The 12,218-nt window shown below is 31.7% G+C and carries 12 protein-coding genes and 1 other RNA gene; all 13 read left to right on the top strand.

Features of this window, described 5'->3' with window-relative positions; all coding sequences use genetic code 11:
- Positions 1 to 60: 60 nt before the first annotated feature.
- The 13 genes from ssrA to JJC05_RS05105 all read left to right on the top strand — a co-directional run bounded on the left by ssrA (position 61) and on the right by JJC05_RS05105 (position 12,216).
- Positions 61 to 458, top strand: a transfer-messenger RNA (tmRNA) gene (ssrA, locus tag JJC05_RS05165).
- 248 nt (positions 459 to 706) lie between these two features.
- Positions 707 to 955, top strand: a complete 249-nt coding sequence (locus JJC05_RS05160) for an Arm DNA-binding domain-containing protein (protein WP_235878469.1) — start codon at positions 707 to 709, stop codon at positions 953 to 955.
- A gap of 71 nt (positions 956 to 1,026) precedes the next feature.
- The gene (locus JJC05_RS05155) at positions 1,027 to 1,746 is read left to right on the top strand and encodes a site-specific integrase (protein WP_235878468.1); all 720 of its coding nucleotides are present in this window, start codon (positions 1,027 to 1,029) and stop codon (positions 1,744 to 1,746) included.
- 77 nt (positions 1,747 to 1,823) lie between these two features.
- Complete coding sequence (locus JJC05_RS05150) at positions 1,824 to 2,720, top strand: transcriptional regulator (RefSeq protein ID WP_235878467.1); 897 nt, start codon at positions 1,824 to 1,826, stop codon at positions 2,718 to 2,720.
- A gap of 49 nt (positions 2,721 to 2,769) precedes the next feature.
- Positions 2,770 to 3,330, top strand: coding sequence for a P-loop NTPase family protein (locus JJC05_RS05145; protein WP_258929508.1), 561 nt, complete (start codon positions 2,770 to 2,772; stop codon positions 3,328 to 3,330).
- Positions 3,331 to 3,611: 281 nt separating this feature from the next.
- On the top strand, positions 3,612 to 3,803 hold the full coding sequence (locus JJC05_RS05140; protein ID WP_235878466.1) for a 5'-nucleotidase: 192 nt from the start codon (positions 3,612 to 3,614) through the stop codon (positions 3,801 to 3,803).
- A gap of 37 nt (positions 3,804 to 3,840) precedes the next feature.
- Complete coding sequence (locus tag JJC05_RS05135; RefSeq protein ID WP_374226338.1) at positions 3,841 to 4,545, top strand: 5'-nucleotidase; 705 nt, start codon at positions 3,841 to 3,843, stop codon at positions 4,543 to 4,545.
- 156 nt (positions 4,546 to 4,701) lie between these two features.
- The gene (locus JJC05_RS05130) at positions 4,702 to 6,558 is read left to right on the top strand and encodes a DUF262 domain-containing protein (protein WP_235878464.1); all 1,857 of its coding nucleotides are present in this window, start codon (positions 4,702 to 4,704) and stop codon (positions 6,556 to 6,558) included.
- Between the two features lie 2 nt (positions 6,559 to 6,560).
- A complete protein-coding gene (locus JJC05_RS05125) occupies positions 6,561 to 8,501 on the top strand; it encodes a site-specific DNA-methyltransferase (RefSeq protein WP_235878463.1) in 1,941 nt (646 codons plus the stop codon).
- Between the two features lie 150 nt (positions 8,502 to 8,651).
- Positions 8,652 to 9,545, top strand: coding sequence for an Abi family protein (locus JJC05_RS05120; protein WP_235878462.1), 894 nt, complete (start codon positions 8,652 to 8,654; stop codon positions 9,543 to 9,545).
- A 7-nt stretch (positions 9,546 to 9,552) separates the two neighbouring features.
- Positions 9,553 to 11,358 (top strand): DEAD/DEAH box helicase, encoded by a 1,806-nt coding sequence (locus JJC05_RS05115; RefSeq protein WP_235878461.1) that lies wholly within the window; start codon positions 9,553 to 9,555, stop codon positions 11,356 to 11,358.
- Positions 11,359 to 11,427: 69 nt separating this feature from the next.
- A complete protein-coding gene (locus JJC05_RS19105; RefSeq protein ID WP_508625126.1) occupies positions 11,428 to 11,853 on the top strand; it encodes a hypothetical protein in 426 nt (141 codons plus the stop codon).
- A gap of 147 nt (positions 11,854 to 12,000) precedes the next feature.
- Positions 12,001 to 12,216, top strand: a complete 216-nt coding sequence (locus JJC05_RS05105) for a DNA modification system-associated small protein (RefSeq protein ID WP_127823663.1) — start codon at positions 12,001 to 12,003, stop codon at positions 12,214 to 12,216.
- Positions 12,217 to 12,218: the final 2 nt, after the last annotated feature.

The following is a 12,218-nucleotide window of genomic DNA, read 5'->3' as shown; positions in this document are numbered from 1 at the left end:
TAATTTGTTTTAGAATTATTTTGTAGTTTATGAAAAGTTCTTAATTTTGTGGGACTAATTGGGGTCGACTGGTTTTGACAGCGAGTGGAATTAATTAGTAAGCATGCCGAGCCAAGTATGGTAGGCTCGTAAATATCTGCTATACGAACATTACACGGCGAAAATAATTACGCTTTAGCTGCTTAATCCGAATTATAGTACGATTTGCCTAGTTCCTACAAGGTAGGAAAGCTAGATTTTCCTCAAAAGCCTTGGTTTACGGCGGTTGGTTAAGGAGAACCGTAAAAGTAACCCTAGAAAAGGTAAAGCTTTAAATCCTTTTTGACACGGATAAAGCTAAGCTGAGAGTGGTCGTTTTCAACCTTGCTTTCAGTCGAAAAATTAAGTGAAAACTAAGCATGTAGAAAGCTCTTTGATTGCTTGTTTGGACGAGAGTTCGATTCTCTCCGACTCCACAATTTATCATTCATTTTAATGCAAAAGCCTATAAAACACTGATTTTATAGGCTTTTTCCTTTTATTCTAATACCAAAAGATTCAAAAAATCACATTTCAAAAGGGGCTAGTTCGGTGTCCCATTTTAAATTTTTAAAATGGGACACCTAAATCAGCCGAAGCAGTAGTAAAATCAGGCTGTTCAAAGAATAAACATCTTGATTTTTTGTGCCTTATAAAGTAATTTTTTATATCTAAAAGGTGACCAATTATGAATGCGAAAATTAGTACTTTATTTTTTGTGAAAAACACAAAAGTAAACTCAAAAGGTGAAGTTCCCATTTATTTAAGAGTAACAGTAAATGGCAACAGATTTGAAACCTCTACAAATAAATTTGTAGAAATATCAAAATGGTCCTCCACTTTAAAAAGAATCAAAGGCAATTCAGAAGAAGCTCGTTCAATTAATGAATACCTAAAAATTTTTGAAAGTAAAGTTTTTGAAACTCAAAAAATCTAATCCTAGAATCAAAATTAATAACAGTCGAAACAGTTAGAAATCGATTGCTTAACCTTGATGATAATTCAAAAATGCTAAATGAAATATTTAACGAGCATAACAAGCAAATGGAACTGCTTTTAGAAGTTAAATATTCCTTGTCAACACTCAAACAATTTAAAACAACCCATAGTCATTTCGTTGAGTTTCTCAAGTTTAGATACAAAATCTCAGATATACCAGTAAGCGATATAGACATAGAAACTATCAATAATTTTGATTACTATCTTAGAACAGTAAGAAAATGCAACAACAACTCTACCGTAAAATATTTAATGATTTTTGGAAAAATCATAAGAATAGCTCTTTTAAATGGTTGGATAAAATCCGACCCATTTAGATTTTACACCCAAAAAGTAAAAACAGTAAATAGAACAATTCTCACTGAAGAAGAATTAAACACATTACTCCACAAAACCTTCCCATCTTCACGACTAGAACTCGTTCGTGACATTTTTCTATTCTCCTGTTTCACAGGACTAGCCTATATCGACGTACAACAACTAACCAAGAACAACATCACCACAGGAATAGATGGAGCCAAATGGATATTCAAAAACCGACAAAAAACAGAAACACCTTCCAGAATACCCTTATTACCCATTGCAGAATCCATTATTCAAAAATACCACCAAGACCCAGTGTGCCTAAATCAAGACAAATTATTACCCATACTTTCCAATCAAAAAATGAACGCCTATCTAAAAGAAATAGCCGATGTATGTGGTATATTAAACTCAAAAGCCCCTTAAAAAACGCACCCCAATACACAGCATCCCTATCAAGACTAGAAGTAACTCACTCATAACTCATAATTCATAACTTAAAAATGAACTACATCAAACACCTATCAGGTTTCTTCGAAAAAATCAAGTTCGACGACCAAATCAATCCTTCGGTTATCAGTGTCTATTTAGCCATCTTCCAAATCTGGAATCACAACCGTTTCAAGTCGCCCATCCACGCTTCACGTGAGGAAATCATGTTAGCAAGCAAAATTAGCTCTACAGCTACTTATCACAAATGCATCAAAATTCTAGAAGAAAAAGAACTCATTATTTACACACCTTCTTACAGTTCCTATACGCGTACCGAAATCGAAATTATTCCTTTAGAAAATGTGTTGAATCCCTCTAAAAAAGGGGTTCAAAAACTAAACAACTCGATTTCAAAAAATGAAAAACCTATTGACCAACCTACTAATCAACCTCCTGAACAACCTCTCGAACGCCTATATAGTATATATAATAATAAACATATTAAAACATTAAATAAACATTGTAAACAGTCAAATGTTTTTGCATTTGACCAATCAAGCGAGCCAAAAAATGAACAAGAAATTCAATCTTCTAAAACCACTAACCGCATAAAAAAACAAACCGCCCAAAATCAAACGCCCGGACTTTTTCCCGAACTCGAAATTCTAAACGAAGATAAACCAAACCGCTCCCGAAATCCTGAGTCCAAAAATATCCCGCCAAATTGGGACAGGGTGTTTGAATATTTTATCGCCAAATCCAGTACCCGTCTCGAAGCAGAAAAATTTTATAACTATTTCCAAAGCAACGGTTGGCTTGTAGGTGGAAAAACAAAAATGAAAGATTGGCATGCCGCCGCTCGTAACTGGATGCTCAACAGCCAAAATTATAAAACCACCCAAAACGGAAACTTAAAACCCAACCACCTCAACACCAACCAAGATAAAAACTATGCGGAACCGCTCTAACCCGCCCCCACATAAACTCATAAACTCATAAACTTTTAAACTCAAAACAATGAAACAACTCACGCTATCCGACACCTACACCATCCATAACAACACCAAAATCTATCACTTTCCAACCTGCCTAAGCTACATCGAACAACAAGGGAAAATTCGTTATGGTCAAAAATTCAAAATCGACAAATTAGACCAACCAACTATCTACATCTTAATCATTTATGCGATTCAAGACCAAAAAGAAGCCCGTAGATTGAATATTTCGCTCAACAAAGGGATTTTATTGTCTGGAAAAATTGGATGCGGGAAAACGTCTCTAATGTATTTAGTAAAACCATTCATGAAACCCAAAAATGATTACAAACTAAAAACCTGTCGTGAAGTCTCCTTCGAATTTGCTAAAAATGGCTTCGAAGCGCTCCAAGCCTACACCCTAAAAGCACCACTCCAAAACCGTCTATCTGGATATTGCTTTGACGATTTAGGCGTCGAACAACAAATCAAACATTTTGGTAACGATTGCAATGTCATGGCTGAAATTCTAATTTCCCGTTGTGAAGATTTTGTTTTCAACAACTCAATAACCCACCTAACCACAAACCTCTCAGCATCTTAAATTGAAAATTTTTACGTAAATCGCCTACGGAGTCGCATGCGGGAAATGTTTAATTTGGTGTGTTTTGATACGAAATCAGTGGATAAAAAGGTGACAAAAATATTTTCTTACATAGAAACTAAATCATTGCTGAATTCGAAAAAAAAATGTTTTATAAATAACACAAAAAAGCGAAAACAACATGCTTTAACCATTAAGTTAGTAATAAATTATTTATTTTAAAACCCATTACTTAGACTTTTTATATAATAATCAATTTTGTAATATTGTAAAAAAACTAAATGTCACTAAACTTTGCTGAAATACTTGTAATTGGGGTATCTACAAGAGCATTATTTAATCTTGAAACTGAAAATCAAATTTTTGACACACAAGGCATCGAAGCTTTTAGAGATTATCAATTACAGCATGAAGATGAAATTTTAGAGCCTCGGAACAGCTTTTTATTTAGTACAAAGTTTATTAGAACTTAATAAAATTGCAGAAAAACAAATTGTTGAAGTGGTTGTGATGTCACGAAACAGTCCTGAGACTGGAATGCGGGTTTTGAATTCCATTGAAAAATATAAGTTACCTATTACTAGAGTTGCCTTAACTGGTGGAGAACCTTTGGCTCCCTATATAGATGCTTATGATGTAGATTTATTTTTATCAAAAGATGCCATAGATGTCCAAGCGGTGATTGATAGTAAGCAAAGTGCTGCAGCCTTATTATATGCACCTCCTACCTCTTTTACTCCTAAAGATGCCAGAGTAAAAATTGCTTTTGATGCAGATGCCGTTTTGTTTTCAGATGAATCTGAATTACGTTATAAAACTGAAGGCATGGATTCATTTCATCAATATGAAAAAGAACATGAAGATGACCCGTTGAATGAAGGTCCTTTTGCTAAATTATTAATCAAGCTTTCAAAAATTCAAGAGCACCTTCCAATGAGAATAGAGTATTCACCTTTACGATTGGCAATAGTAACAGCTAGAAATGCTCCTTCACACAAAAGAGTTATTAAAACCCTACGCAAGTGGAATGTATATGTAGACGAGGTGTATTTTTTAGGTGGCTTATCTAAAGATAAAATTTTAGAAGCTTTTGGAGCTCATATTTTCTTTGATGATCAAGAAACACATTTAAACCCTGCTTCTAAAGTTGTACCATCGGGTAAAGTTCCTTATGATAGTGATTCACCATTAAAAAAAATTAAAAATGAAAATTGAATCAGTCACATTACAGTATTTGATTATTAGTATATTCAAACTTTTTTGTTTGATGATTTAGAAGACAAAAAAAAATATAATTAAAATATTCTAAACAACAGAAAATTTTAGTAATAAATCAACTCTAATAAATAAAAGAAATAAGATTAAAAAATTATGGCCATTTCACCAATTCCACAAAATATTGAACAAGTTTTTTCAGCAACAACATACTATATTGATTTTTACCAGAGGCAATACAAATGGAATAGAGAACCTGTAGAGAGATTATTGGATGATATTTTCTATAAATTCAATCAAGATTATCAAAAAATTGATGATTCAGTTGATTCAGAGCTTGCAGGAGATAGAATAGGCTTTTACTTCCTTAACACTTATGTTACCAACACCATAAGTGGAAAAGTGTTTTTAGTTGATGGTCAGCAAAGATTTACAACCTTAACATTGATTTTAATTCAATTATATCATATAAGTAACTCTTTAGAAAGTGAATTTAGTCAATGGATTAAAGACAGAATTCACGGAACTTCTGGCGCAAAGAAAAACTTTTGGTTGCAACATCAAAATCATTTGCTAACATTGGAAGGACTATTAAAAGGTCTTCCTTTTAATGAAATTCCAACTGAATCTGGAGTTACTGCTAAAAACATGGTTGATAATTCCAAGGTTATTAAAAATTGGTTAGAAAATGATTTAAAAACAAAACATAAGTTTGAAACCTTTGCATTTTATATGCTTAAAAAACTTGAAATTGTTAAACTTGAGGTAATGCAAACTGATGTACCTATGGTTTTTGAAGTAATCAATGATAGAGGTGTAAGACTAAAACCACATGAAATATTAAAAGGAAAACTATTAGGACAAGTTGATAAACAAGAACTAGAACTTTTAGGATTAAACAAAATATGGGAAACTCAAATTAACTTAGTTGGTGTAGCAAATTCAGCTTCTGACTTTGATGAAATTGATAATTTCTTTGAAACCTATATTCGTTCAAAAATTGTTTCTTCTAGAGGTATTGCAGAGAAATACACTTCTAAAAATTATCATAGAGTTCTTTTTACTGGAGAAGTTGAAGAATATTTTAAACTAAATAGAAATGCTGCCAATACTAAAAAGTTTCTTCAAAATGATTTTATATACTTTACGAATCTATATTGTAAAATAAAACGTCTTCGTTCTTATTTTGAACCGAGCTTTGAACATTTATTTTACAATCAATTGAATGATTTAGCTGGTCACTATTTATTGATATTAAGTGCTTGTAAATTGAATGACACTGAAGAAGATGAAAAAATAAGGATTATTGGCTATGAATATGACAAAATGTTTGCAATGCTACATTTACAAAAAGCATATGTTAACAATTTAATTGCCGATTTATTATATGCTATAAGCAATGATATTAGAGAAAAATCTGCAAATGAAATTAAAGGAGTTTTTAAAACTAATATTTTAAAAGCTTTATCAGATATTAAGAATACAACAATAACAGAGATATTCAATTACAATTATTTTAAAGATGTTGGTTATGCAGACTTACCAACTCGTTTCAACAGATATTTCTTTTCAAGAATAGAACATTTTATTTCTCATGAAACTGGTGCTGAAATGCAACAAAATTTTGAAAATTTAATTAGAAATAATGGCTACGTAAATGGCTACCACATTGAACATATACTTTCTTATAACGAACAAAATTTAGCCATATTTAATAATGATACAGAAGTGTTTGAAAGAGAACGAAACCGCTTGGGTGGTTTACTTTTATTAAGAGGAAATACGAATCAATCAAGTGGAAATGAGCTTTATGAAGATAAATTAAGAACCTATGTTCAAACGTTGTATTGGAATTCTACGCTTCATCCAGATACGTACCACTCTAATATTGATTTGCAACTTTTAATGAGAAAATACAATCTAAATATAAGACCTATGGAAGTTTTCGGTCCAGAAGAATTAGAAGAACGACACAGACTACTAGCCGATATCATTAAAATTATTTGGAATTAAACATGAACAAACAAGACCTTATCTCAAAAATAAAACAACTCGATGGCATTTCGCAAGACGAACGTGCTTACCTAATCAATTTAGTAAATACTAAAAAGAAATACGGTTTAGTTTGGGAAGACAATCCAGAACAAGTTGAGGAACAACTACGAGAAAATCTTCCTGTTTTAAAAGAAGTAAAAGAAAAAGCAATCGTAAGCGGAAATGATGATAGTCCAAATCATGTATTGATAGAAGGAGATAACCTTCATGCTTTGACAGCTTTGACTTTTACTCACGAAAATAAAATTGATGTAATATACATTGACCCACCATACAATACCGGAAAAGAAAACGAATTTAGATATAATGATAAGTGGATTTTAAAAGAAGACCCGTTCAAACATTCTACTTGGTTAAATTTTATTTCTAAAAGATTAAAAATTGCAAAAAGGTTATTAACAGAGGAAGGTGTTTTTATATGTCATATTGATGAAAATGAATTTGATGCACTAAACTTACTACTTGAAACGGAAATATTCTCTAATAATGATTTTCTTGGAGTAATTATTTGGAACAAATTGAACCCAAAAGGAGAAGTCGCAGGTGTCGCGACAATGCACGAATATGTTTTGATTTACGCGAAAAACAAAGAGAATTTTAAAAATTTAGAAAATATTCTAACCAGATCAAAACCAAACGCATTAACGATATTGAATAAGGCTAAAACACTATTTTTAAAAATAGGTAAAAAACAAATACCAGAATCAATAAAAGAAGTAATAAAGCCTTTTAATTATTCAAAGGAAATAATTAAAGATTTTGAAGTGACCTACGATTTAGAATTAGTAAATACTGAATTTCAATCTTGGATTTCTAAACAAGATTTTTCAGGTGGTGAAAAAGCCTACCAATTTATTGATGAAAATGGCAATGTTTATCAAAGTGTTTCTATGGCAGCACCTGATAAGCCCGAAACACGATCTCATAGACCATTAATTCATCCTGTAACAAATAAATCTTGTCCTGTTCCTGCTAAAGGTTGGAGGAATCCAGACAGAACAATGGATAAATTATTAAAAGATGGATTAATTATATTTGGGAAAGATGAAAATACACAGCCTCGAAAAAAATATTTACTAAAAGAAAATTTATCAGAAGTTATCCCTTCCATATACAATAATGGAGCTTCAGATGAAGCTCTGATGAAAGATTTGAATATAAATTTTCCATATCCAAAAGTAACTTCAGCTTCACAATATCTTCTCAAGAATATTCATCCAAATCCAAAAATAATTCTTGATTTTTTTGCAGGCTCAGGTACAACACTTCATGCAACAATGGCACTCAATTTCGAAGATGGTGGGAATCGTCAGTGCATTTTAGTAACCAACAACGAAAATAACATTTGTGAAGAAGTTACTTATGAACGCAATAAACGCGTAATTCAAGGTTATACCAATGCCAAAGGAGTTGCTGTAGAGGGGTTAAAAAATAACAATCTACGTTATTATAAAAGCGAGTTTGTGAGTCGTGATACCTCTTTGAAAAACAAACGCGAATTAACCTATTTAGCTACAGAACTGTTATGTATCAAAGAAGATTGTTATACAGCGTTTCCTTCAAAGGAAAAATGGTTCAAAGCTTTTACTAGTAAAACGGCACAATTTATTGTAATCTATGATGAAGTGCGTATTGAAGATAGTTTCGAAATCATTGAAGCGTTGCATACTCAAAAAACAAACGACAACCCTGTAAAAGTATATGTATTTAGCCATGGACAATATCCTTTCACAGAAGACTTTGAAGAGGTGTTGCCCTTAATTACCCTTTGTGCCTTACCAGATGCTATTTACAAAGCGTATCAAAATGTGTTGCCTAAAAAGAAACGTGAAGTTGTTCCTGTGTTAGAGGAAGATGCAGTAGGCGAAGAAGAAAATTTGTTCAATCAAGACGCCCATTAAAATGTTAAATTCTTAAAAAAATGAATTTATATTACAAATACATAAAAAATAGTTGTATTTTTGCTGGTAATAATACCTGCCATGCCTCTCTACGATGCACACTTTGGCAGGTTTTCGATTTTTATACTGTATCCTTAAATCCTATAAGCCATGCAGTATAAAAAAGCACCCATCACCATTACCGAACAAATAGAAAAATTACAAGCGAGAGGGCTTGAAATTGCTAATCCAGAAAAAGCATCACACTATTTGTCTAACATCAGTTATTATCGTTTACGTGCCTATACCTATCCATTTCAAGATAACGAAGCAGAAAACCATCCCTTTAAAAAGAAAATTTCATTTGAAGAAATCATTCATTTATACGTTTTTGATAGACAATTACGCTTGTTGATTTTTAATGCTATCGAAAAAATTGAGGTATCCTTCAGAACACAAATTATCTATCAATATGCTTTGGTTCATGGAAGTCATTGGCATTTAAAACCAGAATTGTATAACAACCCAGTGTACTTTGCTGAACATATAGCCAGTTTAGAAAAAGAAATAGACCGTAGTAATGAAACGTTTATAAAACATTACAAAAATAAATATACAAAACCTACAAGTCCGCCAAGCTGGATGAGTCTTGAGGTTAGCAGTATGGGATTACTTTCCAAACTATTTAAGAATTTAAAAAAAGATGCTACTAAAACTAGTGTAGCAACTTATTATGGTTTAAAAGATGTAGATGTATTATGCAACTGGATGTATTGTTTTAGTATTTTAAGAAATACTTGTGCACACCATGGTAGAGTTTGGAACCGTAGGTTACCAGAAATAACCATTCCAAGAAAGACACTTTATCCATATGTAGAAAACAAAACTTTTTACACAAATAAAACCTATGCTATACTTTGTAATATTATGTATATACTAAACAATATTAGTCCAAATCATAACTTTAAAGCAAATTTAGTAGCATTAATGAGTAATTGCCCTTTGGCACAAGAAAAAGAAATGGGTTTTCCAAAGAACTGGAAACAAGAACAATTTTGGAAGTAAATAATTTATGATACATTTAAAAAAATACCAAGAAGAAGCCGTAAACGACCTTACGAAAAACCTATATAAATTATTAAAAAGACTCGGTGCAAGACAAAATTTAATTTTCAAAGCACCCACAGGTTCTGGCAAAACTGTAATGATGGCATCATTGCTAAACAAGTTTTGTGAAGAATTACCAGAACGTTATGAATTAGAAAAACGTAAAGCGGCTTTTATTTGGATAGCGCCTAACAAATTATACATTCAAAGTTACAACGCTATGAAAGGCTTTTTTGCCGAAATGCGTTCCATAAAACCTATTTTCTTTGAAGATGTTTCTAACGATGAATTACTACCAAACGAAGTGTTGTTTGTAAATTGGGAAAGCATCAATAAAGAGAAAAACACGATGATTAAAGAAAATGAAACCAATAAAAATCTTTATAGTTTCATTAACAAAGCCAAATTAAACGATACAGAAATCATTGTCATTATAGACGAAGAACACATGTTTGCGAATACAAAAACAGCAAAACGTGCCAATGAAGTATTACAAAAAATATATCCAAAAGTAGAAATTAGAGTATCGGCAACACCTACAACAAATAGTGATTACAGAACTTTGGTAGAGCGTCAAGACGTTATTGCAGAAGAAATGATTAAAGAAGGAATCATTTTAAATCCAGCTTTAGATACCATACAACAACAAGGGCGTTCATTAGAAGAAATTTTATTAGAGCAAGCATTAGCAAAAAGGTCAGCATTACGTCAAGCCTATGAAAATTTAGGTGTAAAAATCAATCCTTTATTGTTAATCCAATTACCAAACGATTCTAGTGATAACAACACAGCCGATGATGAAAAATATATCGATGTGGTGTTACAAAATTTAGAATACAACTACAATATTACTGTTAGCAATAATAAACTAGCCGTTTGGTTATCAGGCAGAAAAGACAATGTAGCCGATATTGAAAAACCAGATAATATGGTGGAAGTATTATTATTCAAACAAGCCATAGCTTTAGGTTGGGATTGTCCTCGTGCAGGTGTTCTTTTAATTTTTAGAGAATTAAAAAGTACCACATTCACGATTCAAACGGTAGGTAGAATTTTGCGTATGCCGGAACAGAAGCATTATCCTAATCCATTATTAAATCAAGGATATGTTTTTACCAATTTAAGTAAAAATCAAATAGAAATAGTTCAAGATGACATGAGTTATATCACCATGAACAAGGCTCGTAGAATTGAAAACTACATACCAGTTTATTTAGATTCTACTTACATCAATACTCGTATTGTTAGAAATCGTTTAGGGGCAAAATTTAGAACTGCCTTGTATGAAATTGCAGAATTAAATTGGGAATTAAAAAGAGAAATAGGTTCAGACCATTTTTTCGAAACCAATAAGCAATTACTAAAAAAGCGATTCATCAACACGGATATCAATACCATAGAAATTGTAATTCCTGAAAATGTATTACTAACTGGTGAAGTAGAAACACAATTAGTTACAGAAACAGCTCGTTTTGCCAAAACGCCTAGTGAATTAGCGCGTTTGTTTAGAGATTTTTGTCGTTCATTAACGGCTCCTTATGCAGCGGTCGATAGTACTCCTGTTTTAGAAGGAGCTATGAAATATTTCTTTGAAGATTATTTTGGTATCATCGAGTATGATGCTATTAAAATAATGTTGTATAACGATAACCAACCTATTTTCATCGAGTTAATTGAAAAAGCAAAGGAGCGTTATCAAGAAATGCAAGAAGAAAAAAGCAAACAAAGCCACAAAAGATATTCAAAATTACAAATGGGAAGTTCCTGTTGAAAGAATTTATAATGAATTGTATGATGAAAAAGAGAGTGTAGAAAAACATGCATTAGAACCTTTTTATGAATACAAAAGAGCTTCTTCCCCGAGGTTAGATTTGCTACCTATTTAGAGGTACAAAAAGAAAATCTACATTGGTGGTATAAAAATGGAGAAAAAGCAAAAGAACACTTTGCAGTTCCATACATTGACAATAATGGAAAACAAAGTCTTTTTTATGTTGATTTTGTGATACTAAGTAAAACAGGTGTAACTTATTTGTTTGACACAAAATCTTTGGGGAGTGAGCCTGAAAAAGCACACTTAAAACACAATGCACTAATAGATTTTATTGCTGAAAGAAATGAAAAAGGCCATAAAACAATTGGAGGAATATTAATTCCTAAAGATAATAATGGAACAACAACTTGGTGGTATTGTAAAAACAAAATCACCAATACAAAAGATACGAACGGTTGGGATAGATTTGACCCTGTTAACGCAAAAGAATAACATTTATATACTAATCACTATAATTTAAATTGTTATGGGGTTTAGAAACTCATGTTAAAAAAAACGGAAAAAGTTAACACGTTCAAAAGTTCATGTTAAAAAAACAGCAAAAAGCTAACAAGAATCTAAAGTTAAAAATATAAGTTTATGATAAACAAAGGTTTAGATACAGCATTCATACACTACGGAATCCGTAAAGAAGATATGGATATCATTCAAAATCTAACAGAAGAACAAGGCTTAGATTTTGAATGGTTACAAGAAAATATATTAAAAGAATTCCACAACCTAAAAATAAATAACGAAGATATTGAAAGCAAAAAGATTGAGAAAATCATCGAAAAGGCGTTAAACAAAATATAAGG

Source organism: Flavobacterium davisii, assembly GCF_019565505.1.
GTDB lineage: Bacteria > Bacteroidota > Bacteroidia > Flavobacteriales > Flavobacteriaceae > Flavobacterium > Flavobacterium davisii.
The sequence above is the reverse complement of the archived record's forward strand: the minus strand, read 5'-3'. Positions and strand labels throughout refer to the sequence as shown.

What these genes read in the sequence shown, in the direction of transcription:
- JJC05_RS05130 (WP_235878464.1), top strand. Translation starts at nt 4,702, where the DNA reads ATGGCCATTTCACCAATTCCACAAAATATTGAACAAGTTTTTTCAGCA.
- JJC05_RS05140 (WP_235878466.1), top strand. Translation starts at nt 3,612, where the DNA reads ATGTCACTAAACTTTGCTGAAATACTTGTAATTGGGGTATCTACAAGA.
- JJC05_RS05120 (WP_235878462.1), top strand. Translation starts at nt 8,652, where the DNA reads ATGCAGTATAAAAAAGCACCCATCACCATTACCGAACAAATAGAAAAA.
- JJC05_RS05155 (WP_235878468.1), top strand. Translation starts at nt 1,027, where the DNA reads ATGCTAAATGAAATATTTAACGAGCATAACAAGCAAATGGAACTGCTT.
- JJC05_RS05105 (WP_127823663.1), top strand. Translation starts at nt 12,001, where the DNA reads ATGATAAACAAAGGTTTAGATACAGCATTCATACACTACGGAATCCGT.
- JJC05_RS05145 (WP_258929508.1), top strand. Translation starts at nt 2,770, where the DNA reads ATGAAACAACTCACGCTATCCGACACCTACACCATCCATAACAACACC.
- JJC05_RS05125 (WP_235878463.1), top strand. Translation starts at nt 6,561, where the DNA reads ATGAACAAACAAGACCTTATCTCAAAAATAAAACAACTCGATGGCATT.
- JJC05_RS05135 (WP_374226338.1), top strand. Translation starts at nt 3,841, where the DNA reads ATGTCACGAAACAGTCCTGAGACTGGAATGCGGGTTTTGAATTCCATT.
- JJC05_RS05160 (WP_235878469.1), top strand. Translation starts at nt 707, where the DNA reads ATGAATGCGAAAATTAGTACTTTATTTTTTGTGAAAAACACAAAAGTA.
- JJC05_RS05150 (WP_235878467.1), top strand. Translation starts at nt 1,824, where the DNA reads ATGAACTACATCAAACACCTATCAGGTTTCTTCGAAAAAATCAAGTTC.
- JJC05_RS05115 (WP_235878461.1), top strand. Translation starts at nt 9,553, where the DNA reads ATGATACATTTAAAAAAATACCAAGAAGAAGCCGTAAACGACCTTACG.